20 protein-coding genes are annotated in these 21776 nt (G+C 49.5%); 9 read left to right on the forward strand and 11 right to left on the reverse strand.

What is annotated here, in order from left to right:
- Positions 1–65: 65 nt before the first annotated feature.
- Together KNP86_RS15100 and KNP86_RS15105 are read right to left on the reverse strand one after the other, a co-directional pair.
- Positions 66–269: a DUF951 domain-containing protein gene (locus KNP86_RS15100; protein ID WP_034780313.1), complete on the reverse strand. Its 204-nt coding sequence runs from the start codon at positions 267–269 to the stop codon at positions 66–68.
- The gene (locus KNP86_RS15105; RefSeq protein WP_138860244.1) at positions 259–1197 is read right to left on the reverse strand and encodes a mechanosensitive ion channel family protein; all 939 of its coding nucleotides are present in this window, start codon (positions 1195–1197) and stop codon (positions 259–261) included. Before KNP86_RS15105 ends, KNP86_RS15100 begins: the two co-directional genes overlap by 11 nt.
- Positions 1198–1366: 169 nt before the next feature.
- Here KNP86_RS15105 and yyaC point away from each other — a divergent pair, with 169 nt between their 5' ends.
- Positions 1367–1993 carry a spore protease YyaC gene (yyaC, locus tag KNP86_RS15110; protein ID WP_214755113.1) on the forward strand — a complete coding sequence of 209 codons (627 nt, stop codon included), beginning with the start codon at positions 1367–1369 and terminating at the stop codon, positions 1991–1993.
- Here the strand turns inward: yyaC and KNP86_RS15115 are convergent.
- The 5 genes from KNP86_RS15115 to mnmE all read right to left on the reverse strand — a co-directional run bounded on the left by KNP86_RS15115 (position 1966) and on the right by mnmE (position 7754).
- Positions 1966–2748 (reverse strand): ParB/RepB/Spo0J family partition protein, encoded by a 783-nt coding sequence (locus tag KNP86_RS15115; RefSeq protein ID WP_214755115.1) that lies wholly within the window; start codon positions 2746–2748, stop codon positions 1966–1968. The genes yyaC and KNP86_RS15115 overlap by 28 nt on opposite strands.
- A gap of 45 nt (positions 2749–2793) precedes the next feature.
- Positions 2794–3672, reverse strand: a complete 879-nt coding sequence (gene noc / locus KNP86_RS15120) for a nucleoid occlusion protein (RefSeq protein ID WP_214755117.1) — start codon at positions 3670–3672, stop codon at positions 2794–2796.
- A gap of 79 nt (positions 3673–3751) precedes the next feature.
- The gene (gene rsmG, locus KNP86_RS15125) at positions 3752–4468 is read right to left on the reverse strand and encodes a 16S rRNA (guanine(527)-N(7))-methyltransferase RsmG (RefSeq protein WP_214755119.1); all 717 of its coding nucleotides are present in this window, start codon (positions 4466–4468) and stop codon (positions 3752–3754) included.
- 4 nt (positions 4469–4472) lie between these two features.
- The gene (gene mnmG / locus KNP86_RS15130) at positions 4473–6359 is read right to left on the reverse strand and encodes a tRNA uridine-5-carboxymethylaminomethyl(34) synthesis enzyme MnmG (protein WP_034780305.1); all 1887 of its coding nucleotides are present in this window, start codon (positions 6357–6359) and stop codon (positions 4473–4475) included.
- A gap of 15 nt (positions 6360–6374) precedes the next feature.
- Positions 6375–7754 carry a tRNA uridine-5-carboxymethylaminomethyl(34) synthesis GTPase MnmE gene (gene mnmE / locus KNP86_RS15135; RefSeq protein ID WP_214755121.1) on the reverse strand — a complete coding sequence of 460 codons (1380 nt, stop codon included), beginning with the start codon at positions 7752–7754 and terminating at the stop codon, positions 6375–6377.
- Between the two features lie 170 nt (positions 7755–7924).
- Here mnmE and KNP86_RS15140 point away from each other — a divergent pair, with 170 nt between their 5' ends.
- Positions 7925–8677 (forward strand): nucleotidyltransferase domain-containing protein, encoded by a 753-nt coding sequence (locus KNP86_RS15140; RefSeq protein ID WP_214755123.1) that lies wholly within the window; start codon positions 7925–7927, stop codon positions 8675–8677.
- Positions 8678–8693: 16 nt separating this feature from the next.
- Here the strand turns inward: KNP86_RS15140 and KNP86_RS15145 are convergent, their stop codons facing one another.
- The 4 genes from KNP86_RS15145 to rpmH all read right to left on the reverse strand — a co-directional run bounded on the left by KNP86_RS15145 (position 8694) and on the right by rpmH (position 10976).
- Complete coding sequence (locus KNP86_RS15145) at positions 8694–9236, reverse strand: HdeD family acid-resistance protein (protein WP_214755125.1); 543 nt, start codon at positions 9234–9236, stop codon at positions 8694–8696.
- 121 nt (positions 9237–9357) lie between these two features.
- Entirely contained in the window at positions 9358–10218 is an 861-nt protein-coding gene (gene yidC / locus KNP86_RS15150) for a membrane protein insertase YidC (protein ID WP_034780298.1), read from the reverse strand.
- 102 nt (positions 10219–10320) lie between these two features.
- On the reverse strand, positions 10321–10674 hold the full coding sequence (rnpA, locus tag KNP86_RS15155) for a ribonuclease P protein component (RefSeq protein WP_034780297.1): 354 nt from the start codon (positions 10672–10674) through the stop codon (positions 10321–10323).
- A 167-nt stretch (positions 10675–10841) separates the two neighbouring features.
- Positions 10842–10976 (reverse strand): 50S ribosomal protein L34, encoded by a 135-nt coding sequence (gene rpmH / locus KNP86_RS15160; RefSeq protein WP_015880216.1) that lies wholly within the window; start codon positions 10974–10976, stop codon positions 10842–10844.
- 771 nt (positions 10977–11747) lie between these two features.
- On the opposite strand from rpmH, the gene dnaA reads away from it, so the two are divergent.
- From dnaA to KNP86_RS15195, 7 genes are all read left to right on the forward strand, one after another.
- On the forward strand, positions 11748–13121 hold the full coding sequence (dnaA, locus tag KNP86_RS15165) for a chromosomal replication initiator protein DnaA (RefSeq protein ID WP_021067847.1): 1374 nt from the start codon (positions 11748–11750) through the stop codon (positions 13119–13121).
- 197 nt (positions 13122–13318) lie between these two features.
- Positions 13319–14458: a DNA polymerase III subunit beta gene (gene dnaN / locus KNP86_RS15170; RefSeq protein ID WP_214755127.1), complete on the forward strand. Its 1140-nt coding sequence runs from the start codon at positions 13319–13321 to the stop codon at positions 14456–14458.
- A gap of 135 nt (positions 14459–14593) precedes the next feature.
- Positions 14594–14809 carry a S4 domain-containing protein YaaA gene (yaaA, locus tag KNP86_RS15175; RefSeq protein WP_034780295.1) on the forward strand — a complete coding sequence of 72 codons (216 nt, stop codon included), beginning with the start codon at positions 14594–14596 and terminating at the stop codon, positions 14807–14809.
- 1 nt (position 14810) lies between these two features.
- Positions 14811–15929 (forward strand): DNA replication/repair protein RecF, encoded by a 1119-nt coding sequence (gene recF, locus KNP86_RS15180; protein ID WP_034780294.1) that lies wholly within the window; start codon positions 14811–14813, stop codon positions 15927–15929.
- 54 nt (positions 15930–15983) lie between these two features.
- Positions 15984–17912 carry a DNA topoisomerase (ATP-hydrolyzing) subunit B gene (gene gyrB / locus KNP86_RS15185; RefSeq protein WP_034780293.1) on the forward strand — a complete coding sequence of 643 codons (1929 nt, stop codon included), beginning with the start codon at positions 15984–15986 and terminating at the stop codon, positions 17910–17912.
- A gap of 22 nt (positions 17913–17934) precedes the next feature.
- Complete coding sequence (gene gyrA, locus KNP86_RS15190) at positions 17935–20505, forward strand: DNA gyrase subunit A (RefSeq protein ID WP_034780292.1); 2571 nt, start codon at positions 17935–17937, stop codon at positions 20503–20505.
- A 62-nt stretch (positions 20506–20567) separates the two neighbouring features.
- Positions 20568–21557, forward strand: a complete 990-nt coding sequence (locus tag KNP86_RS15195) for an HD-GYP domain-containing protein (RefSeq protein ID WP_214755128.1) — start codon at positions 20568–20570, stop codon at positions 21555–21557.
- The last annotated feature ends 219 nt before the right edge of the window (positions 21558–21776 follow it).

A 21776-nucleotide genomic window follows, 5' to 3' on the forward strand; every position in this document is an offset into this window, starting at 1 on the left:
TCACAATTATAGTTAGTCCTCGATTAAACCGCAACTCACGGTTGTAACATAGAGAAGAACGCCACTTATTCAGCGGCGTTCTCTTGTGGAAGCACTTTTTTCAATCGCTTATCAAAGTCTCGGCGCGGCATGAGTACACTCGCCCCGCAGCCTTGACACTTGATACGAATGTCCATCCCGACCCGAGTCACCTGCCAACGGTTCGTCTGACAGGCGTGTGGTTTCTTCATTTCTACAAAATCGTTCAACTCATACGATTTAGCCTGCATTTTCGGGCGCTCCTTTAGTCGATGTGGTTGGCGGCATCATGACGGTCCGCGGATACGGGATCTCGATTCCGCGCTCATCAAGTCCGGTTTTCAACTCTTTATGCAAAATCCGTCCGGCCGCGAAATGTTGCGTCGGTGGCACTTCGGCCATGAGACGATAGACGACTTCCGACGGTCCAAGCGACTGGACCCCGGCGAGCGTGATCGGCTCGATGAACAAGTCGTGATACTTCTCTTCGACCGTCTTCGCGATCTCTTTCAACGCCTTCTCGACTTTGCCCATGTCTTCTTCATAGGCGACACCGATATCGACGACCGCGACGCTGTTCTCGAGCGAGTAGTTCGTCACTTGCATGATTTGTCCGTTCGGGATGATCGTCACTTGCCCGTTCAATCCCTTCAACTTCGTCGTCCGAATCCCGACTTCGATGACGGTCCCATCGACTTGTTGATTTAGATTGACGTAATCTCCGTTCTTGTATTGATTTTCAAAGATGATGAAGGCGCCCGTGATGACGTCTTTCACCAAGTTCTGCGCCCCAAACGAGATGGCGAGACCGGCGACCCCGGCCGATGCGATCAAACCAGCGATGTTGACGCCGAACTGGCCGAGCACCGTCAAAATCATAATCAAGCCAAGGACGTACCGAATCGTGTTTTGAGCCAGTTTTGACAGCGTCTCATTTTGGCGCTGGGCGACGATATTATCTTCTTTGATTTTGCGCAAGGCGAACACGCGCTGCACCATCGACGTCAAAATGCGTGACGCCACATAAAGCGCCAAGATGATGAGCGCGACACCTGTCAATTTAATGCCGAGCCCAATCCACATCTCCGTGTCTTGGAAATAAGCGACGAATCGATTGACGTTATCAATCGTCTCATCGGCCACTGTGCTCAAGTCTGTATCTGTATTTTGTGAAGCCATGTTGTCACCTCTAAAGTTATAGATTCTAACTCATCAAACCATAATTGACGACTTTTCTCAAACCCTACATCCGGACGTTATAAGTTTCGGTGTTCCGGGAATGGGATAATACGGTTTCATTCCGCAATTGCAACTAGACGCAGGCAGCTTAGAAGAGAGGATGAGATTCATGCCGTTTCGCCTAAAACCTCATAAACCATACTCTTTCTTCATCGAACATACCGAACGGAGTGGATCCAAGCTCTTTGCCGATCAACTGCACGACCAGTTGGCGAAAGAGACGCATCGTCCCATCGTCCTCGTGTGTATCGGCTCCGACCGTTCCACGGGGGATTCACTCGGACCGCTCGTCGGTACCTTCCTCGAAGAACGGGCCGTTCGCAATATCCATGTTTACGGGACGCTGACGAAACCGGTCCATGCCTTGAACCTCGTCGAGACACTCCACGAGATTCAGACACGATTTCACCGCCCCCTCATCATTGCAATCGACGCCTGTCTCGGCCGATTGTCGAGTGTCGGGTATATCTTCTTTTCGGAAGGGCCGCTCGCTCCTGGCGCCGGCGTCCAAAAAGAGCTCCCTTCGGTCGGTGAATACAACATCAAAGCTGTCGTCAACGTGAGCGGCTTTATGGAGATGATGATTTTGCAGAACACACGCTTACATCTCGTCTACGAGTTGGCCCGTTTCATCACCGATGGCTTCGCCGAATTCGACTTACGAATCGGACGGCTCCATCAAGAAGAGGCAGCCATTACCCGGCTTCGTCAATCTCGCGACGAATCGAAATCTTGAGGCGATAAAAGCGTCAACAAATGCTCCAAATCGTCTTGCGAGAAATACTTCAGTTCGAGGACGCCCCCTTTTCGACGCGGGCGAATCGATACATCCATTTGAAGACGTTCCGCTAGCACCGCCTCGACGGCTTCGACGTCGGCGTCTGAGCGCTTGAGCGTCTTTTTTTCGATGCGTTCTTTTTGTAAGTAGCGCTCGAGCCGTCGGACCGTCCATTGCTCGGCGATGACACGACGAGCAATCTGTTCCATCGCCTGAGCCGATTTCATGCCTGTAATGGCGCGGGCGTGGCCCATCGTCAATTCGCCAATCATGACCGCATGCTGGACCGCACTCGGTAACCGGAGCAGTCTGAGGCTGTTCGTCACATGGCTCCGACTCTTGCCGACACGTTCGGCGAGCTGTTGTTGCGTCAGACCGAGTGTCTGCATCAACTGTTCGTAGGCGAGCGCCTCTTCGATTGCGTTCAAGTCGGCGCGTTGAATATTCTCAATCAAGGCCAGCTCCATGACGCGGTCCGAGTCGGCTGTAACAATCAGCGCCGGGATATCCTTCTTGCCGGCTAACTTCGCAGCTTGAAACCGGCGCTCGCCGGCGATGATTTCATAAAATCCACTCGCTTTACGGACGACGATTGGTTGCAACACACCGTAACGCTCAATCGACTGCCTGAGTTCGTCTAACTTTTCCGGCTCAAACTGTTTGCGGGGCTGGTTCGGGTTCGGGCGAATATGATTGATCGGTAATCGTTCCATCCTGATTCCTCCATTCCATCTGATTGCTACAAAAAAAGCACGGGCTCACTTTTGTGGCCGTGCTTTCGGGATTCGAATCCGAATTTCAACAAATTCATCTTCTTCGACTTCCTCGGTTTGGACTTCGATGCCGGTTTTACCGATCAAGCTGACCGAGTCCCGGATCGTGTTGATAGCGATTCGCGTATCTCTAGCAAAACTTTTCGTCCGACGGCGCTGTTTTTTCGGTTTCCGTTTCTCTTCCTCAATCGGTGTCGTCAAAAATTCGACGCGTTCTTCCGTCTCTTTGACGTTAAAGTCTTGTTCTAAAATTTCCATGAGCACTTGGATTTGAAGACCGGACTCTTTGAGCGGTAAAAGCGCCCGGGCATGACGTTCGTTGATTTGACGATCACGCAAACATTGCTTCACATCTTCCGGTAATTTTAATAGACGCAATTTATTGGCAATTGTCGACTGACTTTTGCCAAGACTCTTCGCAAGTGCGGCTTGTGTCAGTCCGTTCATTGCGAGCAGACGATCATATGCTTCCGCTTCCTCGATTGGACTGAGCTGTTCCCGTTGCAAGTTTTCAATCAGCGCCAAGGCAGCTGTCGTATCGTCATCCATCTCTCGGACGATAGCCGGAATGACAGACCATCCGAGCGACTTAACAGCCCGGAAACGACGCTCCCCAGCGATAATCTCGTAGCGATCCCCTTCCGCCTTGCGAACGACAATCGGCTGCAAAAGACCATGTTCGTCAATCGTGACGGCCAATTCGTCAATTTTAGCCGGCTCGAATACTTTACGCGGTTGATAACGGTTCGGTAAAAGCAACGATAAGGCAATTTCTTGGACAGCATCATTCGATTTGACTTCTGCCAGTTCCGCGACGGCTACTTCCGGACGACTTCCAAACAGTTTAGCAATTGTTTTCTTCAACGTCGGCACCCCTTTATGTAAAAAATAAGCAGATTCCACTACCGGAATCTGCTTTTGGTTTCACGTGAAACACTATTGCTCAGATTAGCGGCTCTTTCGCCGGTGTACCCGCTTTACGTGGATATTTCCCAGGCGTTTTTCGTAATTTATCTACAATTACGATATTACGCTCACTCATCTCTCCTGGCAATAGGAACTGGTGTGTCGTTTTTATTTCCCCACCGAGCACGGCCAAGGCGTTTTTCGCATCGATAAGCTCGTCAGAAACCTTCGCTGCTTTGAGCGCTACGAACGTTCCGCCGACTTTTGCGAGCGGTAAACAGTACTCGGCGAGCACCGTCATCCGGGCAACTGCACGGGCGGTTACGACATCAAATTGTTCACGAAATTTTCTATTTTTTCCAAACTCTTCGGCACGTCCGTGATGGAACGCGACACCTTCTAGCCCGAGCGCGAGCGCGAGTTCGTTTAAGAACGTGATTCGCTTGTTGAGCGAGTCAATAATCGTTACATGAAGGTGCGGGAATAGAATTTTGAGCGGCAAGCTCGGGAATCCTGCCCCGGCACCGACGTCACAGACGGTCTCGACGTTTGAGAAATCGAAATGGAACGCCGCGCTAAGCGAGTCGTAGAAATGCTTCAAATACACTTCTTCCTTATCTGTGATCGCCGTCAAATTCATCTTCTCATTCCACTCGACGAGCATCTCGAAATACAGTTCGAACTGAGCGAGTTGTTTCTCGCTCAATTCAAATCCTTCTGCCTGCAACGCCTCAATAAATTGGGATTGGTTCATCGTTTCACTCCACTGTCGCGTATTGTCCTTGCTCAATATAGACAAGAAGGATCGAAACGTCCGCCGGGTTTACCCCGGAAATACGTGACGCTTGTCCAATCGAGAGCGGACGAACTTGTTTTAGTTTTTGTTTCGCTTCCGTCGCAAGACCACCGATTGCATCGTAATCGAGTTTCTCCGGAATCCGTTTTTCTTCCATCCGACGCATCTTCTCGACTTGCTCGAGCTGCTTCGAGATGTAGCCTTCGTATTTCACTTGAATCTCGACTTGCTCCGCCACTTCAAACGGCACTTCGATCGGGGCCGGTGCAAAGCGCATGAGCGTCGCGTACGTCACTTCTGGCCGCTTCAAAAGAATACTGGCATGTGTCGCTTCTTTGAGCGGGTTCGCGCCAACTTCTTCGAGCACGGCGTTCACGTCAGCCGACGGTTTGATGACGAGTCCGTTGAGACGTTTTACTTCTGCCGCAATCGCGACTCGTTTGTCTTCAAGATGGGCATGACGCTCTGGTGACAATAGACCGACTTCATGACCGATGTCGCTCAAGCGAAGGTCCGCATTGTCGTGACGCAGGAGCAACCGATACTCGGCACGGGATGTGAGCAAGCGATACGGCTCGTTCGTCCCTTTCGTCACGAGGTCGTCAATCAAGACGCCGATATACGCCTGTGAGCGGTCCAAGATGACCGGATCTTTGCCGAGCACTTGGCATGCGGCGTTGATTCCGGCCATGATTCCTTGTCCGGCCGCTTCTTCATAGCCGCTCGTCCCGTTGATTTGACCTGCCGTGAACAATCCGCCGACCGTCTTCGTCTCGAGTGTCGGCCAAAGTTGCGTCGGCACGACCGCATCGTACTCAATCGCATATCCAGGGCGCATCATCTCTGAGTTCTCAAGTCCAGGAATCGTCCGGAGCATTTGATGCTGAACGTCTTCCGGCATACTCGTCGAGAAGCCTTGAACGTAAATCTCTTCCGTGTCGCGACCTTCTGGCTCGAGGAAGATTTGGTGACGCGGTTTATCGTTAAACCGGACGACTTTATCTTCAATCGATGGGCAGTAACGCGGGCCCGTCCCTTTAATGGCACCCGAGTACATCGGCGAACGGTGCAAGTTCTCGTCGATCAATTGGTGTGTCCGCTCGCTCGTGTAGGTGAGCCAGCACGGGATTTGCTCGATCGGGTCGAGGTCTTGCGACGTGTAAGAGAAGAGCGACGGATTGTCGTCCCCTGGTTGAATCTCCGTCTTCGAGTAATCGATCGTCTTGCCGTCGATGCGTGGTGGTGTCCCCGTTTTGAAACGGACGAGTTCGAGCCCGAGCTCTTCTAAATGCTTCGACAATTCGACCGAAGGCATCTGGTTGTTCGGACCGCTCTCATACGACAATTCGCCGATGATGATTTGACCGCGCATGAACGTACCCGTCGTGACGATGACCGCTTTCGAGCGGTACTCCGAACCGGTATTCGTGACGACACCGGCGACTTTCCCGTCTTCGATGAGAAGTCGTTCGACGAGCGCTTGACGAAGCAATAGGTTCGGTTCGTCTTCAAGCACTTTCTTCATATGATTTTGGTATTGGAATTTGTCCGCTTGCGCCCGTAATGCGCGCACTGCTGGACCTTTTGATGTGTTGAGCATCTTCATTTGAATGTACGTCGCATCGATCGCCTTCGCCATCTCGCCGCCGAGGGCATCGATTTCGCGAACGACGATCCCTTTCGCGGGACCACCGATCGATGGGTTGCAGTACATGAATCCGACCATATCCGGATTCATCGTGAGCATCGCCGTTTTCGCGCCCATGCGTGCCGACGCCAGTGCGGCCTCGATCCCTGCATGACCGGCTCCGATGACGATGACATCAAACTCGCCTGCCGTGTAAGCCATAGTTGTTCCTCCTTATTATTTCCCAAGACAAAACTGTGAAAAGAGTTGATCAATCAAACTTTCTTGAACGGTGTCCCCGTTGATCTCGCCGAGCGTGTCCCACGCCCGTCGTAAATCGATTTGGACCATATCGATCGGCAAATTCATGACGGCACTTCCGAGCGCCTCATCGATTTGTTCGATCGTCCGTTTGATGAGTTGAATGTGTCGTGCGTTCGAGATATATGTCATATCCTGTGATTCGACGCCTTTAGCGAAGAACAAGTTCGAGATTGCCTTCTCCAATGCATCGATTCCCTCTTCTAATAAGAGAGACGTCGCCACGATTGGGCGACCTGCCGCTAGTTTCTCCAGCTTAGAAGAATCCATACTTTGTGGCAAGTCCGTCTTATTGATGATGATGATCGCATTCATACCAGCAATCGCCTCAAACAAGGCCTCATCCTCGACAGTCAGACCTTCGTGCCCGTTCAAGACGAGCAAAATCAAGTCCGCGCCCGTGAGCGCCTTGCGCGATTTCTCGACACCGATCCGCTCGACGATGTCTTCCGTCTCCCGAATCCCTGCCGTATCAATCAATTTGAGCGGAACGCCTTTGACGTTCACATACTCTTCAATCGTATCGCGCGTCGTGCCGGCGATTTCCGTGACAATCGCTTTCGTCTCTTGAACGAGCGTGTTCATGAGCGATGACTTGCCGACGTTCGGCCGACCGATAATCGCTGTCGCGAGACCTTCCCGCAAGATTTTCCCTTGTCGCGCCGTCTCAAGCAGTTGCTCGAGCACACGCTTCACTTCGCCCGCCTTGTCTTCGACGATGGCCTGGGTCATCTCTTCGGCGTCGTATTCCGGGTAGTCGATATTGACCTCGACCGCCGCAATCGTCTCAAGCAACAATTGACGCAACTCGCGGACAAGCCGTGACAAACGTCCTTCCATTTGTGACATGGCGACGTTCATGGCCCGATCCGTTTTGGCACGAATCAAATCCATGACGGCCTCTGCTTGCGACAAATCGATGCGTCCATTTAAAAAGGCGCGTTTCGTGAACTCGCCCGGTTCTGCCAAGCGGATGTCCGGTTGTTCAAGAATCAGTTCGAGGACACGATTGACCGCGACGATTCCTCCGTGGCAATTGATTTCGACGACGTCTTCTCGCGTGAACGTCTTCGGTGCGCGCATGATGCTCACCATGACTTCATCGACGACCTCGTCCGTGCCAGGACGTTTCAATTTTCCGTAATGGATCGTATGTGACTCCACTTTCGTCAAATCTCTTCCAGAAAACACACGGCCCACCGTCTCGACGGCGCGGTCACCGGACAAGCGGACGATTCCGATTGCCCCTTCACCCATCGGCGTCGAAATCGCCGTAATCGTGTCAAACTCTAGCATCATCTTTCCCTCCCATACTTCTTACTACTTCCTCTATCTTATGCATAACGCACCTACTATACACGATATTTGTCTCGAACGAAAGAGTCCGACCTCTCGAGCAACGGTTGCATTTCAAGGAATTACTTTAGTACAATAAAGGAATATATTTCCATGGAGGACGTGATGAAATGCGACAGCAAGATGCCATCGCCACATTGACCGACAGCCTCATCTCCGACACGGATGTGCAGGCCATTTTCTTGAAAGGATCGTTCGGACGTGGTGAAGCGGACGAACATTCCGATGTCGACTTGTACGTCATGGTCGCCTCTGACAGCCTGAATGAGTTCTTGCCGCGCCGCCGCGACCATCTGGCCACATATCGCCCGATCCTGCTCGAGGACGAAATCGATATCGTGGCCCCGCAACTGATCGTCGTCTATGATGATTTCTTGCATCTCGACTTCTTCACGGTGACGGCGGACACGTTGAACCATCAAGACACAATTACGGTGCTGTACGATCCGGAACACCGATTGCAACATCACCCGAGTTCGCTCACTTTATCTGTTGAAAATTTGAGCGGACACGTGTTTGATGCGATTTGGTTCTTTTTCCAATATACGAAAGCCCGTGACCGCGGCAACGATGTCTGGGCCGTCGAGATGCTCCGGCAAGGCATGAGTCATTTCGCTTACGCACTTGCCGCTCACTATGAACCTGAACGGGCCGCACTCGGGTTGAAAGACGTGGCCGCCCGGCAGCGGATTGAAATCCGGACCTTTTATGAAGCGTTGACACCCGACCATCATGCGACAGCCGCTCGCTGGTATATCTCCCGTCTCGAAGCCGAGCGTCCGTTCTTCGAGACGACCGTTGCGTTCGAAGTGATTCGTCCGTTTTTGGACCGACTCGTCATCCGTGAAAAAAGCCGCTCCTGATGTGAGCGGCTTTCGTTTATGCTTGCTGACGTCTCGACGAGCGGAGCGTGAAATAGAGCACCCATTCGATCACCCCGACGGCGATGAGAAAACCGCCGAACAATTGGAACAAGACGAGCAGGCTGTCAAACGGGTTCGCCAACATGAGCAGGCCAATCCCAATCCACAATAGACTGCTCAGCATGAAGTACATCCACCGATTGGCGATCGTCCGGCGAAATCCGACGGCTTGAATCAACCGGATGATCCCCCCGAACAAGAAGAGGGCACCGATGAAGATTGGAAGCAGGCTCGCTAACGTCTCGGCGAAGAAAAAGACGATCAAGGCGATCAATAGATAGATGACTCCCATAAAAAATCCGGGTGGGAGGCCGTTTCGTTTGTGGCGCAACCCTTGAACGATGGCGATTAGACCGATGATGGCAAAATAAGCCGCGACCACATAGACGATCGCATCAAAAAAGAAACGTGGATACAAGATGATGAGTAAGCCGATGATGACATAAAGTGTTGCCTGAATGAATGTCGACCGTTCCAACCGCTTGATAAGCGTCTCCATTTGAAAGACCCCTTTCCGATGTAACGAAGTAGACCACTTCTTCCTTTATTCCCGTATTCGGCCCTTATCCATCCGAAGCGACAAAAAAAGGCTGTGGATTGGTTATCCACAGCCTTAGGATTTATTTACGTTTTTTCTTTTTCGTCTTCTTCTCTTCTTCAGCAAGCGCGGCACGTTCTGCTTCTTTCGCCGCAATCTTCGCTTCAGCTTGGACTTTCATCTTCTCACGCATCGGGAGCATGATTGCCATCGTCACGATGATCGAGATGATGTAACCGACGACCCAGTACATCGAGAGGGCAGCCGGAAGGGTAATCGACATGACGAAGATCATCACCGGGAAGATGTAGAGCATCATTTTCAATTGTGGGTTTTGTTCTTGGCCCGCCATTGAAATTTTTTGCTGTGCAAACGTCAAGATTGCCGCGAGAATCGGCAAGATGAACGTCGGATCTGGTGCCCCGAGGTCGAACCAAAGGAACTGCGCTTCAAAGATTTCAGGTGTCCGACGGATCGCATCGTAGAACGCGAAGAGGATCGGCATTTGAATCAAGATTGGCAAGCAGCCCGCGAGCGGGTTGATTTGATACTCTTGATACATCTTCATCATTTCTTCTTGAAGCTTGCGTTGCGTCTCTTGGTCTTTCGAGCTGTACTTCTCACGAAGCTTGAGCATTTCCGGTTGCAACACTTGCATCGCACCCATGCTCTTCGTCTGCTTGATCATAAGCGGTAAAATCAAGAGACGAACGATAATCGTCGCAACGATGATCGAGTATCCGTACTGCCACGTCCCACCGATTAAGTAAGCCGCTTCTTTCAACAACCATGCCAATGGCCAAACAAAGTATTTCGACCAGAAGCCTTCCGTCTCAGCCGTGATCGGCTCTCCTTGGATCGTCGATGGGTCGACACAACCAGCCATCAACATGATGACGCCGGTCATGACGGCCAACAATCCTAATTTTAGCTTTTTGCTCATAGTTCCTCCTACGCTTTCTTTATCGATTCTTTTGTTTCATCACACGTCTATCGGTCAATCCTAATTAGTTCGCGTTATATATGAAAGAACGAGCTCGGATTGTTACGATCGATCGACTTGTCTCTGCTTCCAAACTTTAGCCCGTTTAAAGACGTGTTTCAAGCTTTCCGTCACTTCATCTTGTGTAAGGGACGTCGCAGGTTTGCGCGCAATGATGACGTAATTGTGCGGAGCCACGTTTGGTTCGAGCAAGCGAAGTGATTCACGCATCAATCGTTTCATCCGGTTTCGTTCCACGGCATTTCCAAGCTTTTTACTGACCGAAAGTCCGACCCGGAAGTGCGCTTGATCCGCTTTTTGCGTGTAGACGACAAACTGACGATTGGCCACGGAGCGTCCTTCACGAAACACCGCTTGGAACTCTTCATTCTTTTGCAGGCGGTATTCTTTTTTCAAAATTCTCACTCCATCCTTCACTTCAAAAATCGTCAACTAACATCATACCATATCCCATTCGTTTCAACGAGGGCGAATCAGCTTTTTCCGTCCGTTTGTGTGACTTCTGTGACGATATAAAAAAAGATTGCCCAAGGAAAAATCCTCGGGCAATCTCATGATCTTTATTAGACAGTCAAGGCTTTGCGGCCTTTACGACGGCGAGCTGCAAGAATGTTGCGGCCGTTTTTAGTCGCCATGCGAGCACGGAATCCGTGGACTTTCTTACGCTTACGGTTGTTAGGATTGAAAGTTGGTTTCATGGTTAAAGCACCTCCTCAAGGTTAACGCTCTATTAGCAAGTTATAGTTTCATTTAAGGCAGTCTTTAAGATTATATAAACAGTTCCCCAGATTGTCAATGAATTTTCGTTAGGTTTTCCATTAGGGCGAAATCAATTGCCAGGGGAGGGGGAGACGATCTCTGGATGGCACGATTTAGAAGAAACGGAAGCGTTAAGTAACATCGAGAATTAACAATCTTACAGTGACTTTTTTACAAACAGCTGTCTTAAGCCATTTTATCCACATATCCCAAGAGTTATCCACACTTATATGTGAATAACTCCTTCTTTTTCAACAAATTAAGCATGCCGTTTTTTAATTTTTCATTTTCTTCTCTTAAAAAAATATTCTTCTCCATTCCTTCTTCCTCTTTTGTGTATAACTTTTCTGACCACAACTTTGCTTACTAACAATTATCCACAACATATCCACAGTTTATCCACACTGTACACAGCATGTGGATAACTGCCTGTGGATTCTTTTGGTCGTCTGTGGATAAATATCAAAAACCGTTGCCACGTCTATTTTATTTTGATAAACTGAATGTGCACAAACTTGTGGATGAACTTTTAGCAATTCCAAGATATACACAGGCTGTGGATAACTGTTATCCCCAACATTAACACCATGTGGATAACGTTATCCACAGTTTTTGTTCTCTGGGGATAACCCTAGTATCTACTATAGAATAGTGAATGTGTATATCATGTGAATAAGTTTCGCCAACATGTGAGTAAAGGAGGTCTTTCATTGAAGAATGCTCGCGAGATTTGGAGAAATGTTTTATCTCTGATTGAAGAAGAGGAACGAACGCCAAAAGCCAGCTTTGATATGTGGTTGAAATCAACAGAAGGAATTTCGTTGATGGGGACGACGCTCGTCGTATCCGCGCCAGCCAGTTTCATTGTGACTTGGCTTGAACGTCAGTACTTGTCATTGTTACAAGATACGATTGAAGAAGTGACAAACAACAAGCTTGAGATTCATTTTATCGAGGAGTCGCAAGCACATAAGTATGCACCTGCGGATGGATCGAAAGAAACGATTGCTGCCACAGAAATGAAAGAACAGCCGCTTCCAGTACTGCCAAAAGAGGAAGGGAACCTCGGACAACTGAATGACAAATACATTTTCGAGACATTTGTCATCGGCTCCGGAAACCGGTTTGCCCATGCCGCCTCGCTCGCCGTGGCAGAAGCTCCGGCCCGCGCCTATAACCCGCTCTTCATTTATGGGGGAGTCGGGCTCGGCAAGACACATTTGATGCATGCGATTGGGCATTACGTGAAAGGGCAAAAGCCTGGCGCACGAATTGCTTACGTATCATCTGAAAAGTTCACAAATGAGTTCATCAACTCGATTCGTGACAATAAGACCGAAGAGTTCCGTAACCGTTATCGGAACATCGATGTCCTCTTGATTGATGACATTCAGTTCTTGGCCGGTAAAGAGCAGACGCAGGAAGAGTTCTTCCATACGTTCAATGCGCTTCATAACGACCAAAAACAGATTGTGATTTCTAGCGACCGACCGCCTAAAGAGATCCCGACGCTCGAAGATCGTCTTCGTTCGCGGTTCGAATGGGGTCTTATCACAGATATCACACCGCCTGACCTCGAAACGCGGATTGCCATCTTACGTAAGAAGGCGACAGCAGAAGGGCTTGATATCGCGAACGACGTCATGCTGTACATCGCCAATCAAATCGACACGAACATTCGTGAACTCGAAGGGGCGTTGACGCGCGTCGTCGCCTACGCCAAACTCGTCGGTCGTCCGATTGATCCGGATGTCGCTGCCGAAGCGTTGCACAATATCATGCCGGTCCAAGAAGCGAAGAAGATCGTCATTCGTGACATTCAAGAGATCGTCGGTCGTCACTTTAATATTGAAGTTGATGAGCTGAAAGCGAAGAAACGGACGAAGACGCTCGCATTCCCTCGTCAAATCGCGATGTACTTGTCACGTGAGATGACGGAAAGCTCGCTTCCTAAGATAGGAGAAGAGTTCGGCGGACGTGATCACACGACAGTTATCCACGCTCATGAGAAAATTAGTACGTTACTCAAGCATGATCCAGAGATGCAAGAGACGATTCAGACACTAAAGAAGGCTTTGTCCTAACGTCTTATGTTTCGCTGTGGATATCCTGTGGATAAACCCACATAGTTATCCACACGTTATTCACAGGAAGAATGGCTTAGTACGAGTGGTTCAAGTGACTTATCCCCAGTATCCACAGCCCTTATTACTATTATGACTTAAATAATACTATTATTATTAAACTATATGACTCAGTTCACTTAGGAGGAATTATCCACATGCACTTAACGATTCAGCGAGATGTATTCATGCAAGCCGTACAAGACGTATCGAAGGCCGTTGCTTCTAGAACGACGATTCCAATCCTCACAGGTTTAAAGCTTGAGGCTCATGCCGATGGGTTGACACTCACAGGAAGTGATACCGAGATTTCAATCGAACGCTTAATCCCGATTGAAGAAGGCGGAATCGAACTCATTCAAATCCAACGAGCAGGCAGCGTCGTGCTCAATGCACGCTTCCTTGGCGAAATTGTTAAAAAGTTGCCGACGGATGAAGTGACACTTGAAGTGTCTCCAAACTTTATGACGCGGATTGAGTCAGGACAAGCCGAATTCCACTTGAACGGACTCGACCCAGATGAATACCCACGTCTTCCTGAGCTTTCAAGCGAGCGTCGTTTTTACTTGCCGGCTGATTTGTTGAAGACAATCATCCGCCAGACGAGCTTCGCTGTATCAGCTCAAGAGACACGTCCCGTTCTTACAGGGGTTAACTTCTCAGCTGAAAAAGGATTTTTGACTTGTGTCGCCACGGATAGCCACCGTTTAGCCCTCCGTCGGGCACGGTTCGAGACCGACAACGATTTGACGTTCCAAAACGTTGTCGTACCGGGCCGCTCATTGAACGAGCTCGCTAAATTGCTCGACCGCGAAGAATTGCCAGTCGAGATTGTTTTGACGGATCAACAAATTTTATTCCGAATGAAAAACATCTCGTTCTTCTCACGTCTCTTAGACGGGGCGTACCCGGACACATCACGTTTGATTCCGGAAGAATACCGGACAGCGGTCCGTTTGAACGCTAAAGATTTCTTGCAGGCAATTGACCGAGCCTCGCTGCTCGCCCGGGCCGATCGCAACAACGTCATTAAATTTGTCGCGGAAGAAGCGACGACGGTTGAAGTTTCGTCCCACTCTCCAGAAGTCGGGAAAGTGTCAGAACGCGTCAGCATCCTGTCGCTTGAAGGAGAAGAGTTAAAAATTTCATTCAACTCTAAATTTGTGATGGATGCACTCCGTGCGCTTGATGCTTCAGAAATCGAAATCCAGTTTACGGGTTCGATGCGACCGTTCATCTTGCGTCCGGTCGAACAGGATAGCGTCCTTCAGTTGATCTTGCCAGTCCGTACGTCTTAAATCTGACGGAGCGGATTCGGGGATGATGAGGTGTTTCACCTTATCATCCCCGTTTTTGCCTTATTCGACGTTTTTCGATAAACTAATAAGTATGGCGATTTTTTGTACTAAGTATGAAAGAAAGGAAGTGACGACATGCAAAAAGTGTCGATTACAACCGAGTATGTAACACTCGGACAATTTTTGAAGTTGGCTGATATTATTTCAAGCGGAGGCCAAGCGAAGTTCTTTTTAGAGGACGTTCAGATCAAAGTGAACGGCGAGGTCGATCAACGTCGCGGACGGAAACTACGGGATGGGGATACGATCGAAGTCGAAGGCTTCGGAGACTTCCAAATCGAGGGGAACTAACGTGCACTTAAAGTCGATCCGATTGCAAAACTACCGCAACTACGAAACCCTCGAGCTAGATTTTTCAGAACAGACGAACGTTCTCATCGGGGAAAATGCCCAAGGGAAAACGAATCTACTCGAATCGATTTACGTACTTGCGCTCGCGAAGTCACATCGGACGACGCAAGACCGTGAACTGATCGGCTGGGAAGCGGATGCTGCGATGGTCGAAGGGCGGATTCATAAACGGACCGGTGAGACGGTCCAATCGCTCACGTTTTCACCGAAAGGGAAAAAAGCGAAATTGAACCATCTCGAACAACGTCGTCTCAGCGACTACGTCGGGGCCTTCAACGTCGTACTGTTCGCACCAGAAGACCTCGCCATCGTCAAAGGCAGCCCGCAAGGACGACGTCGGTTTTTAGATATGGAGATCGGGCAAGTGAGTCCTGTTTATCTACATGAATTAAACCAGTACTTGAAGACGCTAAAGCAACGAAACGCCCTGTTGAAACAGCTCTCAATCAAAGGCGGGGATGAGACACTGCTCGAGGTACTCACCGATCAAATGATTGAACTTGCGGTGAAAATCGTTTCACGGCGCCATCATTTCATCGATCAACTCGAAAAGTGGGCCGGGCCGATTCACGCCGGCATCACGCGAAACTTGGAGACACTGACGATTCAGTACGTATCGGATACATTCCAAAAAGAACGTTACCCAAAAGATGCGATGTTTGAAACGTATCGTCGAAAGTTTGATAAAATAAGAGAGAACGAACGAAGACGAGGTGTGACGTTATTTGGTCCGCATCGAGATGATTTTGAGTTGTACGTCAACAATCGCAATGTCCAAACGTTCGGTTCGCAAGGTCAGCAGCGCACAGCGGCTTTGTCTTTAAAGCTAGCGGAGATTGAACTGATTCACGAAGAGGTCGGGGAATATCCGCTGCTCTTGTTAGATGACGTGTTATCTGAATTAGACGACCATCGCCAAACCCATCTGCTCGATACGATGGGCCAAAAAGTCCAAACGATTATCACGACAACCAATATTGATGGGATCGCTCACGAAACGATTCAACAAGCAAAGGTGTTTCACGTGAAACAGGGCGAAGTTGAAACAGAATCTGTATGAAGTAAGACCAATCCATATGAACACCAATTCATGTATAGTAGGTGAATGAAACCGATGAGTAACGAAAACGAAAAACAAATGCAAGATTATGGTGCCGATCAGATTCAAGTACTTGAAGGATTAGAAGCTGTTCGCAAACGCCCGGGGATGTATATCGGTTCGACGAGCTCACGAGGACTCCATCACTTAGTATGGGAAATCGTCGATAACTCGATTGACGAAGCACTCGCGGGACACTGTGACACGATTACGGTCACGGTCGAGCCGGGTAACTCAGTCGTCGTTGAAGACAACGGGCGAGGCATCCCGGTCGATGTTCAAAAGAAAACGGGACGTCCAGCCGTTGAAGTCATTTTCACGGTCCTTCACGCCGGAGGTAAATTCGGTGGTGGCGGATATAAAGTCTCAGGCGGTTTGCACGGCGTCGGGGCCTCGGTCGTTAACGCCTTGTCGACGAAACTTGAAGTGTTCGTTCGCCGTAACGGCAACGTCTACTACCAATCATTCAAACGCGGCGTTCCACAAGGAGAGCTCGAAATCGTTGGTACGACTGATACGACGGGTACGACTGTCCGTTTCTTCCCGGACGGCGATATCTTTGAGGAGACGCTCGAATACGACTTTGATTTACTCGCCACACGTCTGCGCGAACTTGCCTTCCTGAACAAAGGGCTTCGCATCGTCGCAAAAGACGAGCGCAGTGATGAGACGATTGAACGCAACTATCATTACGAGGGCGGAATCAAGTCATACGTTGAACACTTGAACCGCTCAAAAGCCTCAATCCACGATGAGCCTGTCTATGTACATGGCACGAAGGATGGGATTGAAGTTGAGATCGCGCTTCAGTACAACGAAGGATTTGCGAGCAACATCTATTCATTCACGAACAACATCCCGACCCACGAGGGCGGAACGCACGAGACAGGGTTCAAAACGGCACTGACTCGTTCGATCAACGACTATGCAAAACGCTTCGGTCTCATGAAAGAAGCCGATGGTAGCTTGTCAGGGGATGACGTACGTGAAGGATTGACGGCGATTGTCTCGGTCAAACACCCATCGCCACAGTTCGAGGGTCAAACGAAGACAAAGCTTGGCAACGCTGACGCTCGTACAGCGACAGACTCGCTCTTCACAGACACGTTCGAGCAGTTCTTGCTTGAGAACCCTTCTGTCGGGCGATTGATTGTCGACAAAGGTTTAATGGCGGCACGTGCTCGTCTTGCAGCGAAACGTGCTCGTGAAATGACTCGCCGAAAAGGAATCCTCGAAGTCAGTTCATTGCCTGGGAAACTAGCAGACTGTTCATCGAAAGATGCATCGAAGTCTGAATTGTACATCGTTGAGGGTGACTCGGCCGGTGGCTCTGCAAAATCAGGTCGCGATCGTCACTTCCAAGCGATCTTGCCGATTCGAGGTAAAATCATCAACGTCGAAAAAGCGAGACTCGATAAGATTTTAGCCAACCAAGAAGTTCGTACAATTATTACGGCGCTCGGGACTGGGATCGCGGAAGAGTTCGATCTCGCGAAGGCGCGGTACCATAAATTGATTATCATGACCGATGCCGACGTCGATGGAGCCCACATTCGGACACTGCTCTTGACGTTCTTCTACCGTTACATGCGTCCGCTCGTTGAAAGCGGCTATGTGTATATCGCGCAACCGCCACTTTACGGCTTGAAGCACGGAAAAGACGTCACCTACGTCCAAAATGAACGGGAACTGCAAGAAGCGATTAAACAGCTTCCAGAAAATGCTCGTTACAGTGTACAGCGTTACAAAGGTCTCGGTGAGATGGACCCTGAACAGCTGTGGAGCACGACGATGAATCCAGAGACACGCTCGATGCTTCGTGTCGACCTTCAAGACGCCATTGAGGCGGATGAGATCTTTGAAACGCTCATGGGTGACAATGTCGAGCCGCGACGTGACTTCATCCAATCACATGCGCATTACGTGAAAAACCTCGATATTTAAAAAGAAGGGTAGGCAATAACGAATGGCAGAACAAGAAAATATCAAGGATATAAATATTAGCCAAGAGATGCGCACCTCGTTCATGGACTATGCGATGAGCGTAATCGTGTCACGTGCCCTCCCAGATGTACGAGACGGTCTGAAGCCGGTTCACCGCCGCATTCTTTATGCGATGAACGAGCTTGGGATTCGTGCCGATAAGCCTCATAAGAAGTCGGCGCGTGTTGTCGGTGACGTTATCGGTAAGTATCACCCGCACGGTGACTCTGCCGTTTACGAGACGATGGTTCGGATGGCGCAAGACTTTAGTTACCGTTACGAACTCGTAGATGGCCACGGAAACTTTGGTTCTGTCGACGGTGACTCGGCGGCAGCGATGCGTTACACAGAAGCGCGGATGTCGAAAATCGCGATGGAACTCGTCCGTGATATCGGGAAGAATACAATCGATTACCAACCGAACTTTGACGGGGAAGAGAAAGAACCGGTCGTCATGCCTGCCCGGTTCCCGAACTTCTTGGTCAACGGGACGAGCGGGATTGCAGTCGGGATGGCCACGAACGTACCGCCGCATAACTTGAACGAAGTGATTGATGGGGTGCTTGCATTGACGCATAATCCGGATATCACGATTTCTGAGTTGATGCAGCATATTCCTGGTCCTGACTTCCCGACGGCTGGTGAAATTTTAGGTCGTAGCGGAATTCGCCGTGCCTATGAGACGGGTCGTGGCTCGATCACGATGCGTGCCAAAGCTGAGATCGAAGTGTTGAAAAATGGCCGTGAGCGCATTCTCGTTCATGAAATCCCGTATCAAGTGAACAAAGCGCGCCTCGTCGAAAAGATTGCCGATTTGGTACGCGACAAGAAAATCGAAGGCATCACGGACCTTCGTGACGAATCAGACCGTAACGGGATGCGTGTCGTCATCGAAGTACGCCGCGATGCGAATGCCAGTGTCATTTTGAACAACTTGTATAAACAAACGCCAATGCAAACGACGTTTGGTGTCAACATGCTCGCTCTCGTCGGCGGTCGACCGAAGACACTCAACTTGAAGCAAGCGATTTATTACTACATCGAGCACCAAAAAGAAGTCGTTCGTCGCCGGACACAATTCGACCTCGACAAGGCTGAGGCACGTGCGCACATCCTTGAAGGATTGCGCGTGGCACTCGATCATTTGGACGAAGTCATCGCCATCATCCGTAGTACACGGACCGGTGACGAGGCTCGCGAGAAGTTGATCGCTCGTTTTGGATTGTCGACTGAACAGACACAAGCCATTCTCGACATGCGTCTTCAGCGGTTAACTGGACTTGAACGAGAGAAAATCGAAGGCGAGTATCGTGAGATTCGTGCCTTGATTGAAGAACTTCGTGCCATTTTAGGGGATGAAGAACTCTTGCTCCAAATCATCCGCAACGAGTTGACAGAAATCAAAGAGCGTTACGGCGATCCACGTCGGACGGTAATCCGTACGGACATCATCGAACTCGAAGATGAAGATTTGATTCCGGTCCGTGACATGATGATCACACTTACGAGTGAAGGATACATCAAGTCGATCCCGAGTGACTCATATCGTACGCAACGCCGTGGTGGACGAGGGAAACAAGGAATGGGCACGAACGATGAAGACTTCGTGTTACGTCTTTTGTCTGCATCTACGCATGATACGATTCTCTTCTTTACGAATTTCGGCCGTGTCTTCCGCTTGAAAGGCTATGAGATTCCTGAGATGAGTCGTACAGCGAAAGGGATGCCGATTATCAACTTGCTCCAAGTCGATAAAGGCGAGAAAGTCGAAACGATGATTCCGGTCGATTTCCAGAGTTATTTGGCGGACAAGGCCATCGTCGAGGATGGCACTGAAGACTCGGAAGCGGAAGTGGCGGATGAGCAATTGTCGCTCGTATTCATTACGAAACAAGGACTCGTTAAACGTTCACCGCTCTCGGCGTATGCCCGCATCAATAAAAATGGACTTCGTGCCATCAGTTTGAATGACACCGATGAACTCGTCACCGTTCGTCTCGCGAAGAGCGACGACGAAATGTTGATTGTGACCCGTGAAGGGATGTCGATTCGTTTCCCACTTGAAGGGGAAGTGCGTTCGATGGGCCGTACAGCTCGCGGCGTTCGTGCCATCCGATTGAAAAAGGACGATGATCAAGTTGTCTCGATGGAAATCGTACGACCGACACAAGACGTATTGATCATCACGGAAAAGGGTTACGGAAAACGTACCGCAATGGAGCAATTCCGTACGCAAGGTCGAGGTGGTTCTGGAATCATCGGAATCAAGACCGATCGCGGTACCGTCGTCGGTATGCGAGTCGTGGATGAGGACGACGATATCATGCTCATGACCGAGCTTGGTGTCGCCATTCGAATTGACGCACAGACGATTTCACAAATGGGTCGCAGTACGCGCGGCGTGAAAGTCATGAACATCGAGGACGGCGATCGCTTAGCGACCATCGCAAAATTGAAAAAAGATGAGCTAGAAGAGGAATCAGCAGATGAGATGGAGAATGGATTTGATGGTGAAGCACCAGAAACCGACCTATCGTCTGAAGTGACCGAATAAGGCGAAACAGGTCGAACGGGGCTTCCGTTCGACCTGTTTTCATACGATCAGGAGGGATGAGCATGCGACTCGCTATTTCAAACGTTCACGTAGGGATGGTCCTAAAAACAGCGGTCTCTTCATTAGAGGCTGGCATTAGACTGACGAATGAACATTTACGCTTGCTTCGGTTTTTAAAAGTAGAGACGATTGAAGTTGCTCCTGTGGAACGTCGTCGCTTCACGCAAGAAGAAGAACGCGATTTGTGTGAGAAGATCCTCCAATATGAACGTCACTATAATCAATGGGAGGAACGGATTGCTCCGAATCCCTATGAAGCCTTAGAGTTTATCCACCAATTGTTTCGTCGTGATTATCCATTATCAGCTATCGTTACATTTTTCACGAAACAACCACTTCGAAAAAATCACGTCATTCATCATGCGATTTATCGCGCACTCGTTGCAAGGACCTTGTCCAAGTATCGGGGGGATGAACATCGACTCCAGTTCGACTACGGCATCGCCTCGTATTTTGCAGACGCCAGCTACGCAAAAATTCGAAAATGGTCGCATATGCGTTATTTCACAAAAATGGAACGAGAGTTATTGTATCAACATCCACTCGTATCGATGGCGATGTTGCCTCAAGATCAGACGCTGCGCCAGCGCGTCAGTAAATTGGTTGCGGAACACCATGAGCGTCTTGATGGTTCTGGCTTTCCGAATCGTCTCGAGGAGCGGTCGCTCCATCCGGCCTCGCCGCTGTTCATTGTGGCAGATCGTTTTTGTCAGTTGACAGCCCCACGAACGTTTCGAGACGCTTTGACACCGGAAGAGGCATATTTCTATATGTGGCAAAATGAAGCTTACGATGGGGAAGCACTTACCCTTTTGGCGACATTGCTTGGATTTTATGAAGTCGGTCGAACCGTGTTGTTGAGTAGTGGGGTTCGAGGTACAATCCGTAACTATACACCGAACGTCGAACAACCGATTGTCATATCTGAACCGACGCAAGAAATGTACGATTTGACTCGTTTAGATGAAGTTCGAATCATTGCATTCCAATGATCTGTGGTGTGTTTCTTCTATATAGTGGCGACCGAGAACACACCACGTTTTTATTCTTTTAAAATATTTTATTTTTATAGTTGACGAATAGTAGAGCAGGTGCTATTATTAATGAGTCGCTAAGAGCGGCAGACGAACTTTGAAAACTGAACGATGAGGCAAAAATAAGTTTTACAATTTTTGAATGAAGCGCAAGCTTCGTCATTTTTAAAGAGCTAT

The organism is Exiguobacterium sp. s16 (genome assembly GCF_018618115.1).
Lineage (GTDB): Bacteria > Bacillota > Bacilli > Exiguobacteriales > Exiguobacteriaceae > Exiguobacterium > Exiguobacterium mexicanum_A.